Annotated in this window: 20 protein-coding genes; 12 read left to right on the top strand and 8 right to left on the bottom strand. The window is 59.9% G+C overall.

What is annotated here, in order from left to right:
• Positions 1-5 precede the first annotated feature (5 nt).
• The 6 genes from ACUY3D_RS08390 to ACUY3D_RS08365 all read right to left on the bottom strand — a co-directional run bounded on the left by ACUY3D_RS08390 (position 6) and on the right by ACUY3D_RS08365 (position 6511).
• Positions 6-791 carry an HpcH/HpaI aldolase family protein gene (locus ACUY3D_RS08390; RefSeq protein ID WP_143334977.1) on the bottom strand — a complete coding sequence of 262 codons (786 nt, stop codon included), beginning with the start codon at positions 789-791 and terminating at the stop codon, positions 6-8.
• Positions 776-1561 (bottom strand): 2-oxo-hept-4-ene-1,7-dioate hydratase, encoded by a 786-nt coding sequence (gene hpaH, locus ACUY3D_RS08385; RefSeq protein ID WP_070684548.1) that lies wholly within the window; start codon positions 1559-1561, stop codon positions 776-778. Before hpaH ends, ACUY3D_RS08390 begins: the two co-directional genes overlap by 16 nt.
• Before the next feature lie 160 nt (positions 1562-1721).
• Entirely contained in the window at positions 1722-2798 is a 1077-nt protein-coding gene (hpaD, locus tag ACUY3D_RS08380) for a 3,4-dihydroxyphenylacetate 2,3-dioxygenase (RefSeq protein WP_070521828.1), read from the bottom strand.
• Between the two features lie 47 nt (positions 2799-2845).
• The gene (hpaE, locus tag ACUY3D_RS08375; RefSeq protein WP_070533651.1) at positions 2846-4360 is read right to left on the bottom strand and encodes a 5-carboxymethyl-2-hydroxymuconate semialdehyde dehydrogenase; all 1515 of its coding nucleotides are present in this window, start codon (positions 4358-4360) and stop codon (positions 2846-2848) included.
• 16 nt (positions 4361-4376) lie between these two features.
• Positions 4377-5039, bottom strand: a complete 663-nt coding sequence (locus ACUY3D_RS08370; RefSeq protein ID WP_448240843.1) for a GntR family transcriptional regulator — start codon at positions 5037-5039, stop codon at positions 4377-4379.
• Positions 5036-6511: a fumarylacetoacetate hydrolase family protein gene (locus ACUY3D_RS08365; protein ID WP_448240842.1), complete on the bottom strand. Its 1476-nt coding sequence runs from the start codon at positions 6509-6511 to the stop codon at positions 5036-5038. Before ACUY3D_RS08365 ends, ACUY3D_RS08370 begins: the two co-directional genes overlap by 4 nt.
• 124 nt (positions 6512-6635) lie before the next feature.
• Between ACUY3D_RS08365 and ACUY3D_RS08360 the strand changes: the two genes are divergently transcribed.
• The 8 genes from ACUY3D_RS08360 to trpA all read left to right on the top strand — a co-directional run bounded on the left by ACUY3D_RS08360 (position 6636) and on the right by trpA (position 17084).
• On the top strand, positions 6636-8000 hold the full coding sequence (locus tag ACUY3D_RS08360) for an MFS transporter (RefSeq protein ID WP_448240840.1): 1365 nt from the start codon (positions 6636-6638) through the stop codon (positions 7998-8000).
• Positions 8001-8222: 222 nt separating this feature from the next.
• Positions 8223-10073 (top strand): FAD-binding monooxygenase, encoded by a 1851-nt coding sequence (locus ACUY3D_RS08355; RefSeq protein ID WP_448240839.1) that lies wholly within the window; start codon positions 8223-8225, stop codon positions 10071-10073.
• 396 nt (positions 10074-10469) lie between these two features.
• Positions 10470-11969 carry an anthranilate synthase component 1 gene (locus ACUY3D_RS08350; protein WP_070565656.1) on the top strand — a complete coding sequence of 500 codons (1500 nt, stop codon included), beginning with the start codon at positions 10470-10472 and terminating at the stop codon, positions 11967-11969.
• A complete protein-coding gene (locus tag ACUY3D_RS08345; RefSeq protein ID WP_070565654.1) occupies positions 11966-12610 on the top strand; it encodes an anthranilate synthase component II in 645 nt (214 codons plus the stop codon). The genes ACUY3D_RS08350 and ACUY3D_RS08345 overlap by 4 nt, the downstream gene beginning before the upstream one ends.
• On the top strand, positions 12610-13647 hold the full coding sequence (gene trpD, locus ACUY3D_RS08340; RefSeq protein WP_070565652.1) for an anthranilate phosphoribosyltransferase: 1038 nt from the start codon (positions 12610-12612) through the stop codon (positions 13645-13647). Before ACUY3D_RS08345 ends, trpD begins: the two co-directional genes overlap by 1 nt.
• Positions 13625-15007, top strand: a complete 1383-nt coding sequence (gene trpCF, locus ACUY3D_RS08335; RefSeq protein ID WP_269948666.1) for a bifunctional indole-3-glycerol-phosphate synthase TrpC/phosphoribosylanthranilate isomerase TrpF — start codon at positions 13625-13627, stop codon at positions 15005-15007. The genes trpD and trpCF overlap by 23 nt, the downstream gene beginning before the upstream one ends.
• A 32-nt stretch (positions 15008-15039) precedes the next feature.
• A complete protein-coding gene (gene trpB / locus ACUY3D_RS08330; protein WP_269948667.1) occupies positions 15040-16254 on the top strand; it encodes a tryptophan synthase subunit beta in 1215 nt (404 codons plus the stop codon).
• Entirely contained in the window at positions 16254-17084 is an 831-nt protein-coding gene (gene trpA / locus ACUY3D_RS08325) for a tryptophan synthase subunit alpha (protein WP_269948668.1), read from the top strand. Before trpB ends, trpA begins: the two co-directional genes overlap by 1 nt.
• Positions 17085-17309: 225 nt before the next feature.
• On the opposite strand, the gene ACUY3D_RS08320 is transcribed toward trpA, so the two are convergent.
• Together ACUY3D_RS08320 and ACUY3D_RS08315 are read right to left on the bottom strand one after the other, a co-directional pair.
• Positions 17310-18428, bottom strand: a complete 1119-nt coding sequence (locus ACUY3D_RS08320) for an HNH endonuclease signature motif containing protein (RefSeq protein WP_227486011.1) — start codon at positions 18426-18428, stop codon at positions 17310-17312.
• Positions 18429-18878: 450 nt separating this feature from the next.
• A complete protein-coding gene (locus tag ACUY3D_RS08315; RefSeq protein ID WP_269948669.1) occupies positions 18879-20114 on the bottom strand; it encodes a dicarboxylate/amino acid:cation symporter in 1236 nt (411 codons plus the stop codon).
• A 157-nt stretch (positions 20115-20271) separates the two neighbouring features.
• Between ACUY3D_RS08315 and ACUY3D_RS08310 the strand changes: the two genes are divergently transcribed.
• The 4 genes from ACUY3D_RS08310 to ACUY3D_RS08295 all read left to right on the top strand — a co-directional run bounded on the left by ACUY3D_RS08310 (position 20272) and on the right by ACUY3D_RS08295 (position 22642).
• Positions 20272-20736 carry an SdpI family protein gene (locus ACUY3D_RS08310; RefSeq protein WP_269948670.1) on the top strand — a complete coding sequence of 155 codons (465 nt, stop codon included), beginning with the start codon at positions 20272-20274 and terminating at the stop codon, positions 20734-20736.
• 224 nt (positions 20737-20960) lie between these two features.
• Positions 20961-21185 (top strand): hypothetical protein, encoded by a 225-nt coding sequence (locus tag ACUY3D_RS08305; protein ID WP_070563654.1) that lies wholly within the window; start codon positions 20961-20963, stop codon positions 21183-21185.
• A gap of 52 nt (positions 21186-21237) precedes the next feature.
• Positions 21238-21609, top strand: coding sequence for a Rieske (2Fe-2S) protein (locus ACUY3D_RS08300; RefSeq protein WP_448240835.1), 372 nt, complete (start codon positions 21238-21240; stop codon positions 21607-21609).
• A 73-nt stretch (positions 21610-21682) separates the two neighbouring features.
• Positions 21683-22642, top strand: coding sequence for a bile acid:sodium symporter family protein (locus ACUY3D_RS08295; RefSeq protein ID WP_448240834.1), 960 nt, complete (start codon positions 21683-21685; stop codon positions 22640-22642).
• The last annotated feature ends 6 nt before the right edge of the window (positions 22643-22648 follow it).

Genomic DNA, 22648 nt, shown 5'->3' with positions numbered 1-22648 from the left:
CTTTTTTACCCTCCCAAGTGGAATTTGTCTGCCAGTTGGCGTGCCGCTCCTGAAAGAAGCTGAACATCAGCCCCAACCAGGGCAAATGATGCTCCAGATTCTAAATATTTCTGGGCCTGCTCAAGGTTGAAAGCGTTGACGCCTACCTTCTTTCCGGAAGCGCGGACTGCTTCAAATGTGTGATTGACCGCCTCGAGTACATCCGGATGGGTCTGCTGGCCCAGGAGCCCCATCGAGGCCGCTAGGTCCGAAGGCCCGACGAAGATGTTGTCCACGCCTTCGACGGCCACGATGTCTTCCACGTTCTCCACTGCGGTCGCCGACTCGATCTGCACCGTGAGGCTCACCGTGTCCGAAGCGTTGGCGAGGTAGTTCTCCACGCCGTTCCAGCGCGAGGAGCGGGCCAGAGCCGAGCCGACTCCGCGTACACCGCGGGGCGGGTAGTGCATAGCCGCGACTGCCGCCTCAGCTTCCTCGGCCGTATCAATCATGGGCACCATGAGGTTTTGTGCGCCCAGGTCCAGGTACTGCTTAATCAACGCCGTGTTGTTCACCGGCACGCGAACCACGCGTGTCAGGCCATAAGCATCGGTGGCGCGCAGCAAGGAGAGGATGGTCTCCAGGCCATAAGGCGAATGCTCACCGTCGATCAGCGTCCAGCTAAAGCCAGCTGAGGCGATGATCTCCGCCGCGGCCTCCGAGCCAGAACAAATCCATGCGCCGACGAGTGGCTCCTCGGCCTTCTCAAGGACGTCCGTGAACGTGGGCGGCAACTTTACTGGAATCGGCATGTGATGGACCCCAACTTTCCATAGTCAGCGTGGACGGTATCGCCCGGTTCGACCCACATGGGCTTGGTGAAGGAACCGGCGAGGATGATGTCATCGGCGGCCAGGCTGTCGCCGTGGGCGTGGAGTTTGTTGGCAAGCCATGCCACGCCCATTGCCGGGTGGTTGAGCACGGCCGCCGCCACACCCGTATCTTCGATGGACTCGTTGCGGTAGAGCAGTGCGGACACCCAGCGCAGATCGACTTCCGCAGGGTCTACCGGATTGCCGCCATAAACCATGGCGCCGAGCGCCGCATTATCCGAAATCGTGTCGACGATCGTGCGGCCCTCCATCTCGATGCGGGAGGAGAGGATCTCCAGCGCCGGGACGACGTACTCCGTCGCGCGCAGCACGTCGAAAATGCTGCAATTTGGCCCCTTCAGCTCTTCCTTGAGCACGAAGGCCAGCTCGACCTCGATGCGGACGTTAGAGAACTGTGCGTGCTCGATGGTGGAGCCGTTCTCGTAAACTTGGTCCTCAAAAATCGCACCGTAATCGGGTTCGGTAATTCCCGTGGCCTCCTGCATGACCTTTGAGGTCAGGCCAATTTTGCGGCCCACGAGGCGGCGCCCACTTTCCTCACCGCGGCGTACCCATTCGCGCTGCACCGCATAGGAATCCTCGATGCTCATCTCCGGGAAACGGGCAGTCAGCAGTGGGACCATCGTGCGGTCCTTTTCGGCTTGCGCCAGTTCATCTGCGATAGCGATGTGCTGTTTCTCATCCAGCATGTACTTCGCTCCTTAAGGTGTTGTAGAACGTGTTTGTTCTGTTTAACAGGTTTGTTGAACCTGAAGGTTTCACGTGAAACGACAACGCGGCCCCGCGATATGTGCGCTTGCTTCTCGACGCCACGGGGCCACGTTCATCAACCTGAGTACTTAGGTCGTTTTAGAGCTGGTGTCCCAGCTTGTACTCGCCTTGCTTCCACTCCGGCATCTCCTCCGCATCTTCCTTGCGGGTGTAGGAGAAGCCATCCGCGCCAATGGTGGCCTCCAGCTCGGACTCATCCTCACGGGCAACCAGCGGCACCGGGTTGCCGTCCAAGTCGAGGACGGTGGAGCCATCACGGTACCAAGAAGGAACAACCGGGGTTCCCCACCAGTCGCGGCGCTGGTTATCGTGGACATCCCAGGTCACGACCGGGTTATCCGGGTCGCCGGTGTAGTAGTCCTGGGTGTAGATCTCTACGCGGTGGCCGTCCGGGTCGCGCAGGTACAGGTAGTACGCATTGGAAACACCGTGGCGGCCCGGGCCGCGCTCAATACGGTCGGACTCGCGCAGCGCACCCAACTTGTCACAAATCGCGATGATGTTGTGCTTCTCGTGGGTAGCAAACGCGATGTGGTGCATACGCGGGCCATCGCCACCGGTCATGGCGGTGTCGTGCACCGTCGGCTTACGGCGCATCCATGCGGCGTAAACAGTTCCCTCCTCATCGCGGATGTCCTCGGTGGTGCGGAAGCCGAGCTCCTCCATGTACTTCACAGCGGAAGGAACGTCCGGGGTGATCTGGTTGAAGTGGTCGAGGCGTACCAGCGCACCAGGGATGTGGGCGTCGTATGCCCAGGCAAGACGCTCGACGTGCTCTACCTCGTAGAAGAACTCGTACGGGAAGCCCAGCGGGTCCTGGACGCGGACGGAATCACCGATGCCCTTGACAAAGCCATCCTTGTTGCGGCGCACCTCACAGCCGCGCGCCTTGTAGAATTCCTCCGCGAGGTCCAGGTCTTCCGGGGAACGGACGCGGAAGGAGAACGCAGCGACGGCAGCGACAGGGCCCTGACGCAGCACGAGGTTGTGGTGGATGAACTCCTCGTAAGTGCGGAGGTAGATTTCGTTCTCGTTCTCCTCGGTGACGACAAGACCGAGGGTGTCAACGTAGAACTTTCGGGATGCAGCGAGATCGGTAACGATGATCTCCATGTAGGCACAACGCAGAATGTCGGGGGCCTGAATGTCAGCCATGATGGCTCCTTAGTTAGCTAGTGGTGGGGGAGTAGAGAGTGGAAGGCTTAGTCCTGCTTGCCAAAGACCGGGTTGTGTACCTTGTCCAGGTTGATGTGAACGGCCTGCTGGTCGGTGTAGAAGTCGATCGAGCGGTAGCCGCCCTCGTGGCCCAGGCCGGAAGCCTTGACGCCGCCGAACGGGGTGCGCAGGTCACGGACATTGTTGGAGTTGAGCCACACCATGCCGGCCTCAACATTCTGAGCGAAGTTGTGGGCGCGCTTCAGATCCGAGGTCCACACATAGGCGGCAAGGCCGTACTTCGTGTTGTTGGCCAGCTCAAGTGCCTCTTCGTCGGTATCAAACGGGGTGATGGCCACGACGGGGCCGAAGATCTCTTCCTGGAAGATGCGGGCGTCCGGCTTGACGTCAACGAAGACGGTCGGCTGAACAAAGTTGCCTTCCTCGAAGCCCTCCGGGCGCTCGCCGCCGGCGGCCAGCGTGGCCTCCTGCTTGCCGATCTCGATGTAGGAGGTGACCTTCTCGTAGTGCTCCGGGTGGACCAGAGCGCCGACCTCGGTGGTGGGGTCGGAAGGCAGGCCCACCTTCACGCGCTTGGCCTGTGCGGTGTAGCGCTCCACGAACTCGTCGTAGATATCGCGCTGAACCAGGATGCGGGAGCCGGCGGTGCAACGCTCACCGTTGAGGGAGAAGACACCGAAGATGCAGGCATCAATCGCGGTCTCCAGGTCGGCATCGCTGAAGACGATGGCGGGGGACTTGCCGCCCAGCTCCATCGACAGACCCTTGAGGTGAGGGGCTGCGTTACCGAAGATGATCTGGCCGGTGCGGGACTCGCCGGTGAAGGAAATCAGCGGGACGTCCGGGTGTTTGACCAGCGGGTCACCTGCATAGCCTTCCTCACCGAAGCCGTTGACCAGGTTAAAGACGCCCTTCGGCAGACCGGCCTCCTCAAAGATTCCTGCCCACAGCTGTGCGGAAAGCGGAGTGAACTCGGCCGGCTTGAGGACGACGGAGTTACCGGTGGCGATAGCCGGTGCCAGCTTCCAAGACTCCAGCATGAACGGGGTGTTCCACGGGGTGATCAGGCCCGCGACACCAATCGGCTTGCGGTTGACGTAGTTGATCTGGCGGCCCGGGACCTTGTAGGCGTCGTCTGCCTGCGCCACGATCAGGTCAGCGAAGAAGCGGAAGTTTTCCGCTGCGCGCTTGGCCTGGCCGTTGGCCTGGGTGATGGGCAAGCCGGAGTCGAAGGACTCCCACGCGGCAAGCTTGTCTGCGCGGGTTTCGACGATGTCCGCAATCTTGTTCAAGACGCGGGCGCGCTCGCGCGGCAGGGCCTTGGACCACGGGCCGTTCTCGAAGGCATCCTTAGCGGCGGCCACCGCCTTCTCAATGTCTTCCGGCTTGCCGGAAGCAGCCTTGATGTAGGGCTTGTTCGTGACCGGATCCAAGACCTCGAATTCATCACCGTCTACCGACGGGACGAACTCGCCGTTGATGTAGTGAAGAATCTTCTCGGGGAGATCGGTGGGCTTAGCTGCATCGTTGTTCGTAGCCATGGGTGGTTTACACTCCTTAATCGTTTTTCTTGCGATAGGTGCTGAGGGTGGTCAGTCTGTGTTGCCTGGCCACCTTTTCTATGTAGGTGGGTTCCGCGCCAGCCTCGATGAGGCTGAGCAATTGCTCGTGTTCGCGCGTTGACTCTTGGGCTCTCTCGGGCACGTACCGAAAGGTGGAGACCCGGTGGTATTCCAATTGCTTCCATTGGTCCACCACCAAGTTCTTCAGCCTCTCGTTCGGGCACTTGGAGAAGAGAACGCTATGGAATTCTTTGTTGAGCTGGGTAAATACCTCTGGATCGTGGTGGACATCAAGCTCCCGCATGCGCTGGTTAATCTCCCGCGCTCGGGCAATATCCTCTGGGCCAAGATGCGGGGCGGATTGCGCCGTGGCGTTGGCCTCCACGGTGGCAACGATGTCCATGGATTCGTAATAGGCCTCGCGGTTATACGTGGTAACGCTGGCACCGACGTTGCGCTCGTATGTGACCATTCCTTCCGCCTCAAGCTGGCGAATGGCTTCGCGAACAGGGACCACGCTGATGCCCAAATCATCCGCGATTGCTGCCAGCACGAGGCGGTAGCCAGGTTCATACTCGCGAGTACGAATCTTTTCACTTATCCAGTTATAGGCCTGTTGGGACTTGCTCTCCCCAGCTGGTGCTGCGGGTTCCGTCATTGACCACCCGCCTTTCCATCACGGAACGCGATGTAGGCTTCCTTGTTCGCTCCGGTCGGCGGGAAGAGGCCATCCAAGCTGGCGCCCGTCTCCACCTGGGAGGCAACCCATTCGTCCTCGTGCTCCTTGGCCAGGGCAGCCTCGGCGACCTCAACGGCGATGTCGCGGGGGATCACCACGACGCCGTCATCATCGCCGACGATGATGTCACCCGGCAGGACGGTGGCGTTGCCACAAGAAACGGCGATATCGCTATCCCATGGGACATGCTTGCGGCCGAGCACGCAGGGGTGAGCGCCCTGGGTGAAGACAGGCAGGCCGATCTCCTTCACAGCCTCGTAGTCGCGCACGCCGCCATCGGTCACGACGCCGGCTGCACCACGTACCTTGGCGCGCAGCGCCAGAATGTCACCCAGTGTTCCTGAGCCGGATTCCTGGCGGGCCTCAATAACGATGACCTCGCCTTCCTTGACGGTGTCGAAGACTTTCTTCTGCTCGTTGAGGCCACCGCCGTGGGACTTGAACAGGTCCTCGCGGCCGGCCACGAAGCGCAGGGTGCGGGCAACGCCCACCATCTTGGTTCCCTTAGCCTGCGGGTACACGCCTTCGATCACGGACTGGTTGATGCCGCGCTTGCGCAGCTGAGCGGACAAGCCGGCGGTCGGGGCCTTCTCCAAGGCCGCCTTGAGCTCGGGATCGAGGCCGACCGCATCCTTAGGAGGAAGGCCGGCGGATTCGCGGTCACCGTAGGCGTCCTCGCGCTGCTTATCATCCACGTAGGGCAGGTTGCCCAGCTGCGGATCGAAAGAGGCGGGGACCTCCTTCACGGTAGTCTTCAACCTGCCGGAGCTCACGCCTCCTGGCACATCAACTTCGACCTCAACGACGTCACCAGGCTCGATTACGGAAGATCCAGCCGGGGTGCCGGTGAGGATGATGTCACCGGTCTCCAGTGTCATGTGCTGGGAAAGGTCGGCCACAAACTGGGCGAGAGGGAAGATGAGGTCTTCGTCGGAGGACGTACCCTCTTGGACAACTTCTCCGTTGACCCATGTGCGTAGGCGAAGACCCTTGGGGTCGATCCCCTGGGCGTCGATTAGCTCCGGCCCAATGGGGGTGTATCCATCGCGGGACTTGGAGCGGGTGTTGGAGCCCTTATCCTGCACCTTGTAGTCATACAGACCGATGTCATTCGAAGCCGTCACGTACGCAACGTGCTTCCACGCATCCTCCAGCGATACGTTGCGGGCCGGAGTGCCGATGATGAGTGCGATTTCACCTTCGAAGGCCAACAGTTCGGTTCCTTCGGGGCGTTCGACAATCCCGCCCGACTCAGCCAGCGTGCTCGTCGCCTTGAGGAAGTAACTCGGGGTCTTGGGCCAGCGGCCGCGCTGTGCCGCGCGGGACTCAAAGGCCACATGGACAGCGATCATTTTGCCCGGTTTTACCGGCAAGAACTCAGGTACAGCCATGAAGAATCCTTAATTGTGAACAAATCCTTGCCCAAATCGTATATTATCCCTAGCACCACCGCAAGTGGTGCACCTCACACGCTTTTCCGTATATGGCACACCCCATGCCGAAAGGAATCTCACTATGTCGCACACAACTGTCACGCCGACAATTTCGACGGCCGAACGCCGCCGTGTCGTCGCCGCGACGACCATCGGTACCGCTATCGAGTGGTACGACTACTTCCTCTATGCAGCGGTGGCCGGACTCGTGTTCAACCACCTCATGTTCGGCCCGCTCGAAGGTGGGCTGGCCACCATCATCTCCTTCCTGACCGTTGGCTTGTCCTTCCTATTCCGCCCAGTTGGCGCGTTCCTAGCAGGGCACTTCGCCGACCGCTTCGGACGCCGCGTGGTCCTCATGGTCACGCTCATCGCCATGGGCGGCGCAACCACCCTGATCGGCGTTCTGCCAACCTATGAAACCGCCGGCATCTGGGCGCCGATTCTCCTCATCACCCTGCGCATCATCCAGGGCATCTCTGCTGGTGGCGAATGGGGCTCCGCGGTGCTCATGGCAGTGGAACACGCCCCGACTGACAAGCGCGGCCTCTACGGCGCAGGCCCCCAGATCGGCGTGCCCGCCGGCCTGCTGCTCTCCTCCGGCGTGCTGTCCATCATGAACACCATCGCGCCTGGCGACGCCTTCATGGACTGGGGCTGGCGCGTTCCCTTCCTCCTCTCCTTCGTCCTCGTCTTGGTGGGCTACCTCATCCGCATGGGCGTCGACGAATCCCCGGTGTTCGCGGAGATTGCGGAACGCGAAGAGGAAGAAGCCACCAACCCCATTGGCACGCTGTTTAAGAAGTTCACCCCGCTCGTCCTGGTCGCCGCGCTCGTCTTCGCAGGTAACGGCACCGTCGGGTACATGACTACGGGCGGCTACATCCAGCGCTACGCCACCGACCCCGAGGGCCCCGTCGCACTCGACCGCGGTGATGTCCTCAACGCCGTGACCGTGTCTGCCTTCTCTTGGGCCTTGACCACCTTGTTCGCCGGTTTTGTCTCGGATTACATCGGCCGCCGAAATACCTACCTCCTGGGATTCATCTTGCAGGGCATCGGCGCTGCCGCCCTCTTCCCGCTGGTCAATACCGGAAGCCTAGGCCTCCTCTACGGCGCACTCCTCTTCCTCACCGTGGGTCTGGGCCTGACCTACGGCGCGCAATCCGCGATGTACGCAGAACTATTCCCCGCCTCGATTCGCGCCACGGGTGTGTCCATCACCTATGCCCTCGGCTCGGTCCTGGGCGGCGCCTTCGCCCCCATGATTGCCGCTTCGCTCGTCGAGGCAACAGGTACCACTTTTGCGGTGTCGGGCTACCTCGTATCTGCTTCGATCGTCGGCTTCATCTGCACCTTCATCCTGCGTGAGCGCAAGGGAATCGCGCTCGGCGCGGAACACGAGGCCGAGCAATCCCGAGGACACTTCATTTTCAGCCCGCGCTAGACGACGCCCCTCCACATGAGCCCTCACGATTTCACAAGGGCCATTGTGCGAGGCGGGCATATCATATATGATTCCCTTCTAAGACCCAGCTCACATCTCAGAGACGCCTTGAACTGAGTCACCACCCACAAGAGCAAAGATCACATGGCAGTAGGGGAGTGGCCGCTACCCCCACCACCCCTTCGTTCTCGTTCATTACAACCGCTGACTAAGGAGTCCACAGTGCAGTTCCACCACAATGGCTACGTTTCGGAAGACCCCCGCGTGCACGAGCCCGCCGGGTACGGCGTCGATCGCGCTTCTGAACTTCCAGATGAAATGGACGTTCTCATTGTGGGCTCCGGGCCCGCAGGCATGATCGCTGCGGCACAGCTCGCGATGTTTCCCAACGTCAATACGCGCATCATTGAGCGTCGCCCGCATCGCCTTGAGCTCGGACAAGCTGATGGCATCCAGTCCCGCTCTGTAGAGACCTTCCAGGCCTTTGGCTTTGCTAAGGAAATCACGGAAGAGGCCTATGAAATTACGGAGATGGCCTTCTGGAACCCGGATCCGAATGATCGCTCCAAGATTGTCCGCGGTGCCTGCCCTGTTGATGATGAACAAGGAATCTCCGAATTCCCACACCTCATTGTCAACCAGGCCCGTGTGTTGGATTACTTCGCCCGCTATGCACACCGCGCGCCCGGCCGCATCACCCCGGACTATGGCTGGAATTTTGTCTCCCTAGAGGTAGGGGAGGGCGAATACCCGGTGACGGTGCACCTCGAGGATGTCGACGGCAACCCGCGCGACGTTTGCGCTAAGTACGTCGTCGGTTGCGATGGCGCTAAGTCACGCGTCCGCAAGTCCATCGGCCGCTCGCTCAAGGGCGACCAGGCTAACCACGCGTGGGGTGTCATGGACGTTGTCGTTGACACCGATTTCCCGGACTGGCGCACCAAGTGCGCCATCCACTCCCAGGCCGGTTCTATCCTCCACATCCCGCGCGAGGGCGGCTACCTCTGCCGCGTGTACGTCGATCTCGGCGTGGTGCCAGAGGATGACAACCACAAGGTCCGCAACACGCCGATTGAGAAGATCATCGAGAAGGCGAACGAGATTTACGCCCCCTATTTCGTCGACGTCAAGATGGTGGCGTGGCATTCCGTCTACGAGGTGGGCCACCGCCTTGTCGACGCCTTCGACGATAACGACGACGACCCACGCGTCTTCCTCACCGGCGACGCCTGCCATACCCACTCGGCAAAGGCGGGACAGGGCATGAACGTCTCCATGCAGGATGGCTTCAACATTGGATGGAAGCTCGGCCACGTCCTCGACGGCCGCGCGCCGAAGGAGCTTCTCAGCACGTACCACGGTGAGCGCCAGCCGGCCGCCCAGAACCTCATCAACTTCGACCGCGAGTGGTCGACCCTCATGGCCACCCCGACAGAGGAGCTCGATGATCCGGAGGCAGTGGAGAAGTACTACGTTGCCGCGGAGGAGTTCGCCGCCGGCATGATGACGCAGTACGAGGAAAACCTGATCGTCGGCACTACCCAGCACCAAGATCTGGCTTCCGGCTTCCCGGTGGGCAAGCGCTTCAAGTCCTTTGAGGTCCTGCGCCGCTGCGACGCCTACCCTCAGCACCTGGGCCACCAGCACACCGCAGATGGCCGCTACCGCATCTACGCCTTCGCCGATGCCCCCAAGGCCGGCGAGGACTCCACGCTGAGCCAGTGGGCCGAGAAGGTCGGGCCCATCCTGGCCAAGTTCACCCCCGAAGGGGCTGACGAGAATACCTACTTCGATGTGAAGGCCATCTACCAGCAGACGAACCACCACGACTACGAGATTCTCGACGCCCCTCTTCTCTTCCGCCCCCGCAACGGCAAGTTCAATGTTCCGAATTGGGAGAACGTCTTCAACGCACTCCCCGGGGACAAGGACATCTTTGAAGGCCGCGGCATTTCCCGTTACGGAGCCGTCGTCATCGTTCGCCCGGACCAGTACGTCGGTGCCGTCCTCCCACTCGATGTTCCATCAGCGGTCGAGGACTACTTCTCCTCCGCGCTCATCAAGCTCAAGTAGCCCCTCATTCACGTTCAACTCTCGCTGCACTCCTTAGGGCCCGGCATCGTGCCGGGCCCTTTTTGCCGCCTTGCCGAAACCACCCTCATGGACACAGGGGGTCGGGACCGCCAAGTACAGCACCTAGGTTTCACGTGAAACACTCACGCATCGGTCCCTTCAGCTCGTCCATCCGCTTACCACGGGGGTACCCGCCGGTGCATTATCTGTACGGCGGAAGGTATCGGTGTTAGAGTCAGTGATATGAAGAACACAGTTAACCTTTGGTGGTGGCGCGCGTAACCCGCGGGCCTCGTTGTTCTCCCATATTTAAGGCCCGCAGCTGCGGGCTTTTCGGCGTTTTGCTCTCTTGCGAAGCTCGCGGCAGCACACAAAACCGTTGAAGAAAGACAGAATATGCCGTACACAGCCACACGCGAGGTCAGGTACACACCCGACGCCAGCGCACTCTTTTATGCCCTCGCCACCCCACAGAACTCCCTGCTCTTAGAGTCCGCGGACATCGAGTCCAAGAAAAACCTCACGTGCATCGCCATCACAAAGGCTGCACTCAAGGTGGTGTGCCGGGGCCAAGAGGTCACCGCCACCGCGTTGACAACGTCGGGCGGCCTTCTTATCGACGAACTCCGCGCGGACTTCCAATCACGGATCATCCACAGCTCAGAAGGCAGCGTCACCTTCCGCTTCGATCTCCCCACCGAGCACGATGAGCGCGCCCGCCTCCGCGCCACCTCCACCGCTGATATTCTGCGCACGCTGCAGTTTAGCCAGCTCTACTCCGGCGAGTCACTCCCATTCCTTGGAGGCGGATTCGCCTTCGACTACGTCGCGACGTTCGAGGAACTGCCACCGGTACCGGACGGCCCAAACGCGTATCCGGATTATGAGTTTCTCGTCGCCGAGCATGTCCTCACGGTGGACCACCTCACCAAGAGAGCAAAGATTGAGGGGTGGGGCGTCGACAAGCGCGCGCTCGAAGCGGAGCTCGACCGTACCGCTGCCACCGAGCCCATCACCCCAGAAGCCCCCGCACCGTGCGAAACCATCAGCGCACGCGCCAGCATCGATGACGCTGCCTTCCGCCGCCACGTCGAGCGCCTCCAAGGCAACGTGCATGCAGGCGATATTTATCAGGTGGTCCCTTCCCGCGCCTTCAGCCTCGACTGCCCCGATGCCTTCGCCGCCTACCGCACGCTGCGGAAGACCAACCCCTCGCCGTACATGTTCTACCTGCGCGGGGAGGAACACGAGCTCTTCGGTGCGTCCCCTGAGTCGAATCTGAAGTACACGGCCTCCGACCGGCAGGTGCAGCTCTATCCCGTGGCCGGCACCCGCCCGCGCGGTGCGACCCACGAGCTGGATATCCGCAATGAACTGGAGATGCGCACCGACTCCAAAGAGGTCTCGGAGCACATCATGCTCGTGGACCTGGCCCGCAACGACCTCGCCCGCGTCGCCGTCCCCGGCACCCGAAAGGTCGCCGACCTGCTCCAGGTGGACCGCTACTCTCGCGTCATGCACCTGGTTTCCAGGGTCGTCGCCACGCTGCACGAGGATTTCGACGCCCTCGACGCCTACCGAGCCTGCATGAATATGGGCACGCTCACCGGCGCTCCGAAGCTGCGCGCCATGGAGCTCATCCGCGAAACCGAAGGTACTCGCCGCGGCTCCTTCGGCGGAGCAATCGGCTACCTGCGCGGTGATGGCTCGATGGATAACTGCATCGTCATCCGTTCCGCCTACGTCAAGGATGGCACGGCCGTCGTCCAGGCCGGCGCGGGCGTCGTGCGCGATTCCGTCCCCCAATCCGAGGCCGATGAAACGGTGCATAAAGCCTACGCGGTGCTCAGCGCCATCGCCCAGGCACACAACGCATCTCTGGAGGTCATCCGATGAATCCGCACGTCGTCCTCATCGATAACCACGATTCCTTCGTCTACAACCTCGTCGACGCCCTCGCCGGCTATAACACCACCGTCTTCCGCAACATCGTGCCCGTGGAGGAGGTCCTCGCCGCCCAGCCCGATATCATCCTCCTCTCGCCCGGCCCGGGTCATCCCCGCGACGCCGGATCGATGATGCAGCTTATCGACGCCACCCTCGGCCGCATCCCCATCCTCGGTATCTGCTTGGGCTTCCAGGCGCTCCTTGATCACTTCGGCGGCACCGTCGAGCCCTGCGGCCCAGTCCACGGCTCATCCGTACCCATAACGCTGACCGACGCCGGCGCCAGCCACCCTCTCTTTCAGGGTCTCACCACCGACTCCGAGCCCGATAACCCGAACTATGTTGGCCGCCTCATCCCCGTTGCGCGTTACCACTCCTTAGGCTGCGCGAACGTTCCCGCCCAGATTCGCAGCCTCGCCGAGACCGAGACCGCCATTGGCCCCGTCACCATGGCGGCGGAAACACTCGACGGCATGGCTCTCGGCCTCCAGTTCCACCCAGAATCACTCCTCACGCCGACGGGACCGATCATGATCGAGCGGTGTATTAATCAACTTTCTGTTCACCCCACCATTGAAGGATCCAAGTAATGACTGATAATAAGGCATTGACGACATTGCAAGCCTTCCTCGACATCCAAGAGCCGACCCTGGAGCAAGCCATCGAGGTCTTCACCCCACTGACGGTAGGGGAGTATGACGATATCCATATCGCCGCTCTCCTGACCCACATCCGCACCCGCGGAGAGACCTTCGCTGATGTCGCCGGCGCGGCACGCGCTTTCATCAAGGCCGGCCGGCCATTCCCTGTCACCGGCAAGGGGCTCATGGACACCGCGGGAACCGGCGGCGATGGCGCTAACACCATCAACGTCACGACCGGCGCTTCCCTCGTCGCCTCCGCGGGCGGAGTCAAGATGGTCAAGCACGGCAACCGCTCTGTCTCCTCCAAGTCTGGCTCAGCCGACGTCCTGGAAGCCCTCGGCATCCCGCTTGATCTCGACCCAGACCGCGCAGTCCGCCAGCTCGAGGCATCCAATTTCACCTTCCTCTTTGCGCCGGCCTACAACCCGGCCGTCGCCCACGTGCAACCGGTGCGCAAGGGCCTCGGCGTCTCCACTCTCTTCAACACCATGGGCCCGCTCCTGAGCCCCGGCCGCCCGGAGTTCCAAATCATGGGCATAGCCAACCCCGAGCAAGGCCAGCTCATCGCTGAGGTCTTCAAGGAGCTCGGCCGCACCCGCGCGCTCGTGGTCCACGGTGCTGGCACCGATGAGATTGCCGTTCACGGTACCACCCAGGTCTGGGAGCTTCGCGACGGCACCATTAGCCACTACGAGCTCACCCCCGAAGACCTCGGCATTTCCCGCCATGACTTGTCCGACCTTGCCGGCGGCAACGGGGAAGAAAACGCGAAGGCCCTCCGGGCGGTCTTCGCCGGTGCGGGCAAGCCGGCCCATCACGACGCGATCGTCGCCACCGCCGGCGCCATGTTCTATCTCAACGGCACAACTGACACCATCCAAGACGGCGTCGCGCACGCCAACCAACTCATCCAGGACGGCACCGTGGCCGCATGGCTGAAGAAGCACGAGGAGGCGAACTATGGCTCTGCCGACCGTGCTTGAGGGGATCGTCGCCAAGCGCCGCACGCATCTACCAGCCATCCGTGAACGCCTCGCCCACGTGGACCTCACGACTCTCCCGCGCTCTGAGCGTTCCTTCTACGACGCGCTCAACGGGACCAACCGTTTCATCATGGAATGCAAGTCCGCGTCCCCGTCGCTCGGCCTCATCCGTGAGCATTATGAACCGGGAGCCATCGCCCGCGTGTATTCGCGCTATGCCTCGGCCATCTCTGTCCTCTGCGAACCGGACCGTTTCGGCGGTGACTACGACCATTTGCAGACCGTGGCGCTGTCCACGCACCTGCCGATCTTGTGCAAGGACTTCATTATCGATCCGATCCAGGTGTATGCCGCGCGTTACTTTGGCGCCGACGCCATTTTGCTCATGATGTCCATCGTCGATGATGAGACTTATGCAGAGCTCAAACATCTAGCAGATTCCCTTGGGCTCGACGTTCTCACTGAGGCGATCACTGAGGACGAGGTCGACCGCGCCACCGCCTTTGGCGTGGACGTCATTGGCATTAACAACCGCAACCTCCACGACCTCAGCATCGATCTCACCCGGTCCGAGCGTCTCTCGCACTCTGTGCCGTCCGGGAAAGTTGTGGTTTCGGAATCCGGTATCCGCAGCAACCAGACTGTGCGCCGCCTTGGGTCTCATGCCAACGCATTCCTTGTTGGCTCCCAACTCACGGGTACGCCTGATATCGATCGTGCGGCACGCGAGCTTGTTTATGGTCACAATAAGGTCTGCGGACTTACGGCGTGGTCTGCAGCTCAGGCCGCCCGCGCCGCCGGCGCAGTCTACGGAGGACTCATCTTCGAAGAGGCATCGCCGCGCAGTGTTTCACGTGAAACCGCGCTCGACATCATCGCCCACGAACCCGATCTCAGCTACGTCGCGGTCTCTCGCCGCACCACTGGCTGGGAAGAGCTCGCTTTCGACGGCATTGCCGCCCTACAGATCCATGCCCCTTACCAGGGGAGCACGGAGGCCGAGCTCCAACTCATTGAGTCCGTCCGCGCTGTAGCGGGGGACCGGCAGATATGGCGCGCCATCGATATGACGGCGCCACACGGCCCGGTGCTCGCCTCTGCGCTTGCCGACGCCTCCGACATGCTCATCCTCGATGCTGGCGCCGGCGGCACGGGTAGCTCCTTCGATTGGTCAACAATTCCCGACAACGTCAAAGATAAGGCACTTCTCGCGGGTGGCCTTAAACCCGAGAACCTTCGCGATGCGCTTCGCGTCGGCACAGCCGGACTGGACATCAACTCCGGCGTCGAAATTAACGGCAGGAAGGACACCGCGCTCATCGCTACGGCCTTCAACACCATTCGTCACTTTACGTATTAGCCCATAGCCCAAACCCTACCCAAAGGAACACCATGACTAACCCACAGGACGCCAGGGAAACCCTCCTTCCCGCGTATTTCGGCGAGTTCGGCGGACAATTTGTTCCCGAGTCTCTCATTCCCGCACTCGACCAACTCGAGAAGGCCTTCGTCGATGCGCAAAACGATCCCGCCTTCCGCAAAGAACTGTCCAGCTATCTTCGTGACTACCTTGGACGTCCCACCCCTCTCACCGAAGCAACCAAGCTCGGTGGAAAGGCACGTATTTTCCTCAAGAGGGAGGACCTCGTCCACGGCGGCGCCCACAAGACCAACCAGGTGATTGGCCAAGCGCTCTTGGCCAAGCGCATGGGAAAGACCCGCATTATCGCTGAGACCGGCGCGGGCCAGCACGGGACCGCGACTGCGCTTGCCTGCGCGCTGCTCGATCTTGAGTGCGTCATCTACATGGGCGCTAAAGACGTCGAGAGGCAACAGCCCAATGTCTACCGCATGGAGCTCATGGGCGCGAAGGTCATTCCCGTGGACTCCGGATCTGGCACCCTCAAAGATGCCGTTAATGAGGCGCTGCGCGATTGGACCGCAACGTTCCACGAATCCCACTACCTGCTCGGCACCGCTGCCGGCCCCCATCCTTTCCCCACGATTGTCCGCGAGTTCCACAGGGTGATTTCCGAGGAAGCCAAGGCCCAAATGCTTCAGCGCACGGGCGGGCTTCCCGACGTGGTCGTCGCCTGCGTCGGCGGCGGCTCCAATGCCATCGGCATGTTCGCGGATTTCATCGACGAGGAGTCGGTCGAGCTCGTCGGCGCCGAGCCTGGGGGAGAGGGCCTCGATTCCGGACACCACGGTGCCACGATCAACAATGGCACCATCGGAATTCTCCACGGCGCCCGCTCCTACCTCATGCGCAATGCCGACGGTCAAGTTGAGGAGTCCTATTCCATCTCCGCTGGCCTCGATTACCCCGGCGTCGGTCCACAGCATGCTCACCTGGCGCAGACGGGCCGCGCCACCTATGTCGGCATCACCGACGCGGAGGCACTTGAAGCGTTCCAAATCCTTAGCCGCCGCGAGGGCATCATTCCCGCCCTTGAATCCTCACACGCCCTGGCCTATGCGCTTAAGCGCAAAGATGAGGACATCACCATTATCGTTTCCCTTTCCGGGCGCGGCGACAAAGACATCGACCACGTCCGCCGCACCCTCGACGCGCACCCCGAATTCAAGATCACGGAGGACAAGTAATGAGCCGATACGAGAAACTCTTCTCCAACCTTGCCTCCCGCAATGAAGGGGCCTTCGTTCCCTTCATCATGTTGAGCGACCCCGACCCGGACACTGCCCTCGACATCGTTCGCGCGGCCGTCGCCGGCGGGGCCGACGCACTCGAGCTCGGCGTCCCCTTTTCGGACCCTGTTGCCGATGGTCCCACCATTCAGGCCTCACACATCCGCGCGCTTGAAGGAGGGGCAACGGTTGATTCCGCCATCGCCCAAATCCGCCAGATTCGAGCCGAATTCCCAGACCTTCCGATTGGCATGCTCATCTATGGCAATGTTCCCTTCACTCGTGGGTTGGAGACCTTCTACTCCGAGTTTCAAGAAGCGGGTGCTGATAGCATCTTGCTTCCCGATGTCCCCGTCCGCGAAGGCGCACCTTTCGTCGCCGCCGCCGACAAGGCCGGCATTGACCCGATCTTCATCGCCCCGGCACAAGCCTCGGAGCAGACCCTCCAGGGCGTGGCTCAATACTCGAGGGGCTACATTTACGCAATCTCGCGCGACGGCGTGACCGGCACCGAGAAGGAATCGGAAACCCGCGGGCTCGTTGATGTAGTGAACAACGTGAAACGCTTTGGCGGGGCACCGATTCTCCTTGGCTTCGGAATCTCAACCCCTCAGCATGTCGCCGATGCCATCTCCGCTGGCGCAGCTGGGGCCATCACCGGATCTGCTTTAACGAAGATTGTCGACGCTCACCTCGACGAGAACAACAAGCCCACCGAAGGACTCGCCTCTGCAGTCACCGACTTCGTATCCAAGATGAAGGCTGCTACCAAGCGTGCCGTTGGCTAAGCGCTTCCCCGAACTATCCTGAGCCACCTCGGCCTCTTCCATCACGTCGTGCGCCACCACGCGTCACGATGGAAGGGGTCGTTTCACGTGAAACAGCGCGTGTTCCATATGCACAAGCCCATCGGCTACCGTCGTTGTAGCCAGCAGTCACTAATAATGCCGCCTTCTGTGCCTTCCAAAGCCTCCTTAATTCCCTAATCCCCAACAGCGATAGTCTCTTGTCCCTCAGAAGGGGATATCATCGGATGCGTTCGAGTAGCGATCCGCCGGGTCCGTCCTGTCGAAGACTTCGACCAACTCTCCGCCATCAAGCTCAACCTTCAAGGCTTTGGCCTCTTCGTGCATCTTCCGCCGGTGAGCAATGACATCTTCCGCGACGGTTCGTGCCCACACCTTAGATGCCGGGGCCAGAGGACCGGTTGCTTCAGTCACCGCCCAGGTGCCGTCCTCGAACAACCAGACAACATCACCAGTAACTGGGTCCAGGATATAGAAAGCCCGTCCGTCAGTTTTCATGTTGTGGTGGTGCTGACAAAGGGCAACCAGGTTAGATGGGTGCGTAGGGCCACCGTCGGCGTAGTTAATCCTGTGGTCCAATTGACATGTCCACGCCGGTCGATTACAGCCAGGCGCCCGGCAGGTCCCGTCGCGCCCCTCGACATACTTTCGCGTGACATCTGAGGGCTGGTAGCCTTCGCACGGTTCTGGTGCTGCACTAAAGTCTCTCGTCACAGTTCTCGACGCCGGCACTCCTTCACCGGTCCAGCCGTGTCCCTGAACATAGACCGGCGCTCCCTCCACGTCAGTGGCTTTGAATTCATGCACAACAACTTTTCCAGCCTCCGGCTGAATCTTGCCCGTAATGAGGAGAACTAAGGCATCCGCCATTGAGACGTCATGTTCTTTTGCGGCCAGCTTGATTGTCTCGTGGATTACGACGCCGACGTTACTATCGACCTCTAACTCGATCGAGGCACGTTCTCCCCGGGTGAGGAGTGAATACCGGTTCTTCTTCCGCTTATCCCGGAACGCGATCGAATCATCCAAGACCTTAGCGATGTCGCGCACCTTGCGCCGAATCTTTTCTGCGCTGGGAAAGACCTGGTTGGGTTTAGTCGGTGTTAGCCACGCCGCCAATTGACTATCGATCTCTGAGATAACTGAAGGAATAGGGTTGCCCAGCTTTGCCAGTACTTGATCAATAGCAACCAAGGCTTGCATATCGAGTAGGTATTCAGAGTCTTGCATCGCCTTCACCTTCGGCAATTCACTGAGACGAATAAGCCCCATGACATTCCGCGCCACATGTGCCGGAGACTTTCCCGTCTTTTGGCCCAGGGTCATAAATGCAGTGTCTGAATCTGCGTTGAGCGGTGGCTGGACACGTGACCAAAACTCATACTCTATTCTTCGCATGAGTTGACCCGCCATACATTCTGGATCATGCGGGTTTGAGTGAGAAAAATACGCAGTAGGTAGCGAGGTTGAAGAATTTATTGTGATTCCCATGGGGAGCTGCATCCCTAAATTAGCCGGATAATTGCTTCCCCCACTCCCACCTTTAGAATACATGTTCTAAGCTCGTTCCACAAGAGCTATTTCGGCTTTCGTCGAAGTTTTCGGTAACCCCTAGCGCAACCGAGCGGCCCGCGACGTCGGCAACAAGGCATACAAAAATCCCCCTCCCGCAGCCAACCTTCCAATTGATTGGTCTAGACGTATAGACCAGAAATGGAACGCAAGCTAGGGGAGGGGGAAGCTCTCAGGGTTTCACGTGAAACCTAAGCTTGAAACCTAAGCTTTGCTCAGCTCCTCGTCGGCAGCAGAGGCGTCGGCCTCGGCCTCCAACCCAACAATCTTATTGCGAGCGAAACGGTCGACAATCATGGCGATGGCGCCGTCGCCAGTAACGTTCGCGGCCGTACCCACGGAATCGATAGCGATGTAAGCGGCAATCATCAGTGCCACCATCGAATCATCAAAGCCCATATTGGATTGCAACAGACCAACGGCAACCATCACGGCACCGCCCGGAACACCGGGGGCCGCGATCATCATGATTCCAAGAAGCAGGATGAAGCCCAAGGCCTTACCCAAATCTGCTTCCATACCATCAGCCATATACACAATCGCGAAGGCGTACAACGTCAGCTTGATCATCGAACCTGACAGGTGAATGGTCGCACAGAGGGGGATGACAAAGCCAGCAACGGGCTTGGTAATACCGTTCTTCAACGTGGCGTCCAATGTCACCGGAATCGTCGCCGCCGAAGAGGAAGTACCCAACGCGGTGAAGTAGGCCGGTGCCATGTTCTTCAATGCGCGGAATGGATTCTTACCCGCAATTGCGCCGGCGATGATGTATTGAAGCACGAGGTAAACCAGCGTCATGAGGACCGCAAGCAAAAGAACCTTGGCGAAGGCAACGAGGACCGTCCCGATATTGCCATTCATACCCAAGGAGAGGAACATGCCAAAGATATAGAACGGCAGGAGGGGAATCACGAAGCCCCAGATCACCTTGATGACGACGTTCTCAAATTCTTTAGTAATCGCGTAAAGGTTGTCGGATTTCACAGTGGTCATCGCCACGCCAACGCAGAAGGACAACAGCAGCGCCGTCATAACTTCGAATGGAGCCGGCATCTCAACGGTGAAGTAGGGATCGAGCGCTCCGGCATCGATGTCAGCCACATCAGTGTTGAGCGTCTGCCCACCCAGCAACGTGGGGTACAGGACCTGGGTCAAACCGTAGGCAACGAGGCCTGCCACGATAGTGGAACCATACGCAATTCCGGCAGTAATACCCAGCCACTTGCCGGCACCGCGACCGAGGCCCGCGATTGCCGGTGCCACGAGAGCAAGAATGAGAATGGGGATGAAGAAGCCAAGGAAGTTCGAGAACAGTCCGTTGTATGTTGCGAAGGCCCTGCCGAACCATTCCGGCGCGAATTGGCTAACTATGATGCCCAAGACTATCGCTACGATAATCTTGAACAGCAGAGAGTTGAGAACACTCTTGAATGTCATGATTGAGTCTTTTCTATGGTTGATACCACTACGAGTTTCTCGCCCGGCGATAAACGCTTATTTATCTACCAAGCGACACGAAATGTATATTACAGCACGAAACGAATAAATTGAACCAGCTTTCTCGCTAGCTAGGAGGCGGGATAGACTTAGACGCATGCTCGTAGTCGGAATCATCTTCCTCATCCTTGCCGCGGTCCTCATCATCGTCGGCGGCCTTGCCACACTCCGTAAACTCCCCGGCAACAGTGTTGTTGGATTGCGTCTCGCGGAGATCCGCAAAACCCGGGAGGCATGGGACAACGCCCACGCTATTGCGGGCCCGTTCTGGTTCCTGGGAGGCATCGCTCTCGTTTTCGGTGGCGTTATCGCGCTTCGCGCCGAAGGTTGGATGTGGCTAATCCCCGCACTCACAGCCGTCGTAGCTGTCCTCGCGCTCTCCATCGGCTCCAACATGGGTGCCCGCGCGGCCTACCTGTGGGACCAAGCCCATAAAGACGACGATGGTTGCGGCGATTCCTGCAACTGTGGCGACGGCGGCTGCGGGGGAGAGGCGCCGGCTGTCGACGTCTCCGCGATCCGTGCCGCAGCACAACACGCAGACAAGGCGGACCGAGACTAGGGCGACATTTATCAGCACAGTGACGTAATCTGGGCAGACAGAAGTCCCCAAATGATTTCATCACAAACTATATTTTAGGTGGCCAGCACAACACCGGGTAGACCCGATCATTGGTGTGGCCACCTTTCTTTGTCCTGTGCGAGCGCTGAGAGCTAAACATCAATTACGTGGGAACACGGCAGTGTGACGTGACAACAGGAGTCGGGCGGCGCACGATCGTGTTCATGACCAAGAGCACCAAAACTAAAGCGCTACGGCTCGTCGCTGCAACAGCGCTCAGCCTCAGCATCCTCGGCGCGGGGGCCACATATGCACTCGCCGGAGAACGTCGCGGAGCACACAACGAAGCTGGGACGATCTATAGCGATGTCGGCACATCATACGGTGCCTACGATTTCAGCGGCAGCAGGGAAGAGGAGCTTCCCGTGTGGGACGGCAAACTTAGCTAACAGGACATTGTCCTCTCCCTACACAGCCAATGAATCAGATAGAGTAATCCACATGACTACGTGTTCACGCCGCCTTTTCCTGCTCGGTACTGCGACCACCTTTGCTGGGGCCTACCTCGCCGCCTGCGGTAGGGAACCTTCCGCGGAAGTCGCAGCGACGGAAATCCCCGTTGGCTCCGCCATCATTGTGGACAAGGTGATCTTCGCTCAACCCACCGAGGGAGAGTTCAAGGCATATTCGCAGACCTGCCCGCACCAGGGATCCCTCATCACGAAGATTGAAGGCTTGACCGCCACATGCACGAGCCACTACTCAAGCTTTGACCTCAGCAGCGGCGAAGTCACCGGCGGCCCCAGCCCTAAACCGCTCACTGAGTACGGAGTGGAAAACAACGGGGGAACAGTCAAGAACGTCTCCGCCTAAGACCCTCGAGGAGCCACGCTAAGAAAAAGCGGTGTTTCACGTGAAACCGTGAGGGGCGTCTAGACTCTCTTCTATGATTGAGCGCCTAAAAAGACTCGACCCCCTCATCGTCCTCATCCTGTGCGCCGTCGCAATCGCTATTGTTTTTCCCGCGCGGGGAAGCTTTGCGGACAGCTTCGATGTCCTCACGAATATAGCGATCGCTCTTCTCTTCTTTCTCTACGGCGCCCGACTCTCAACGCGCGAAGCCATCAACGGGATCAAACACTGGAAGCTCCACCTGACCATTCTGGCGTTCACCTTTGTGGTCTACCCAGTCATCGGCCTCGCACTCAGGCCGCTCACCGCGTTCATCCCAAACGATCTTTACTTGGGAATTCTCTACCTCACGCTTGTACCGTCCACAGTGCAATCGTCGGTAGCCTTTACCTCAATCGCCCGCGGAAACGTTCCCGGGGCAATCGTCTCCGCGTCTGCGTCAAACCTCGCTGGAGTTTTGCTTACACCATTGCTAGTCATGGCACTCATAGGGGCCGGCGATGGGATTCACATCGATAGCTCTGTTTTCTTTGAGATTTCTGTTCTTTTGCTCCTACCTTTCGTGCTCGGCCAGCTCACCAGAAAATGGGTGGGCAAACTCGCAGCAAGCAAAGCCACGAAAGTGGTGGACCGAGGCTCCATCGCGATGGTCGTCTATGCGGCCTTTTCTAAGGGAATGGTGGACGGGATCTGGGCGTCGATTAGCGTGTGGCAAATCCTATTCCAGATTGTCTTCTCAACAGCATTCGTCTTCTTCATGCTCTGGCTCACCAAGGCGGTCAGCCAGAAGCTGGGGTTCAACAGAGAAGACACCATTGCTATTCAGTTCTGCGGGTCAAAGAAATCCCTGGCCACCGGATTACCCATGGCCTCGGTGATTTTTGCCTCCGGCGGCACCTCGTTGGGGTTGCTCATCCTTCCCCTCATGATTTACCACCAGGTCCAATTAATGATCTGCGCGTCTATGGCGGCTCGCTACGCCCGGGTAGAGTGAGAGCAC

This window comes from Corynebacterium guaraldiae, assembly GCF_053480195.1.
Note: the sequence above shows the minus strand (reverse complement) of the source record. Positions and strands in the feature narration are given on the sequence as shown.

Excerpts from the sequence above, each read along its gene's own strand:
- trpD (WP_070565652.1), top strand. The coding sequence starts at position 12,610 with ATGACTGATAATAAGGCATTGACGACATTGCAAGCCTTCCTCGACATC.
- ACUY3D_RS08295 (WP_448240834.1), top strand. The coding sequence starts at position 21,683 with ATGATTGAGCGCCTAAAAAGACTCGACCCCCTCATCGTCCTCATCCTG.
- ACUY3D_RS08315 (WP_269948669.1), bottom strand. The coding sequence starts at position 20,114 with ATGACATTCAAGAGTGTTCTCAACTCTCTGCTGTTCAAGATTATCGTA.
- ACUY3D_RS08365 (WP_448240842.1), bottom strand. The coding sequence starts at position 6,511 with ATGGCTGTACCTGAGTTCTTGCCGGTAAAACCGGGCAAAATGATCGCT.
- ACUY3D_RS08320 (WP_227486011.1), bottom strand. The coding sequence starts at position 18,428 with ATGACCCTGGGCCAAAAGACGGGAAAGTCTCCGGCACATGTGGCGCGG.
- ACUY3D_RS08345 (WP_070565654.1), top strand. The coding sequence starts at position 11,966 with ATGAATCCGCACGTCGTCCTCATCGATAACCACGATTCCTTCGTCTAC.
- ACUY3D_RS08350 (WP_070565656.1), top strand. The coding sequence starts at position 10,470 with ATGCCGTACACAGCCACACGCGAGGTCAGGTACACACCCGACGCCAGC.
- hpaD (WP_070521828.1), bottom strand. The coding sequence starts at position 2,798 with ATGGCTGACATTCAGGCCCCCGACATTCTGCGTTGTGCCTACATGGAG.
- ACUY3D_RS08360 (WP_448240840.1), top strand. The coding sequence starts at position 6,636 with ATGTCGCACACAACTGTCACGCCGACAATTTCGACGGCCGAACGCCGC.
- hpaH (WP_070684548.1), bottom strand. The coding sequence starts at position 1,561 with ATGCTGGATGAGAAACAGCACATCGCTATCGCAGATGAACTGGCGCAA.
- trpB (WP_269948667.1), top strand. The coding sequence starts at position 15,040 with ATGACTAACCCACAGGACGCCAGGGAAACCCTCCTTCCCGCGTATTTC.
- ACUY3D_RS08300 (WP_448240835.1), top strand. The coding sequence starts at position 21,238 with ATGACTACGTGTTCACGCCGCCTTTTCCTGCTCGGTACTGCGACCACC.
- ACUY3D_RS08390 (WP_143334977.1), bottom strand. The coding sequence starts at position 791 with ATGCCGATTCCAGTAAAGTTGCCGCCCACGTTCACGGACGTCCTTGAG.
- ACUY3D_RS08310 (WP_269948670.1), top strand. The coding sequence starts at position 20,272 with ATGCTCGTAGTCGGAATCATCTTCCTCATCCTTGCCGCGGTCCTCATC.
- trpCF (WP_269948666.1), top strand. The coding sequence starts at position 13,625 with ATGGCTCTGCCGACCGTGCTTGAGGGGATCGTCGCCAAGCGCCGCACG.
- trpA (WP_269948668.1), top strand. The coding sequence starts at position 16,254 with ATGAGCCGATACGAGAAACTCTTCTCCAACCTTGCCTCCCGCAATGAA.
- ACUY3D_RS08370 (WP_448240843.1), bottom strand. The coding sequence starts at position 5,039 with ATGACGGAACCCGCAGCACCAGCTGGGGAGAGCAAGTCCCAACAGGCC.
- ACUY3D_RS08305 (WP_070563654.1), top strand. The coding sequence starts at position 20,961 with ATGACCAAGAGCACCAAAACTAAAGCGCTACGGCTCGTCGCTGCAACA.
- hpaE (WP_070533651.1), bottom strand. The coding sequence starts at position 4,360 with ATGGCTACGAACAACGATGCAGCTAAGCCCACCGATCTCCCCGAGAAG.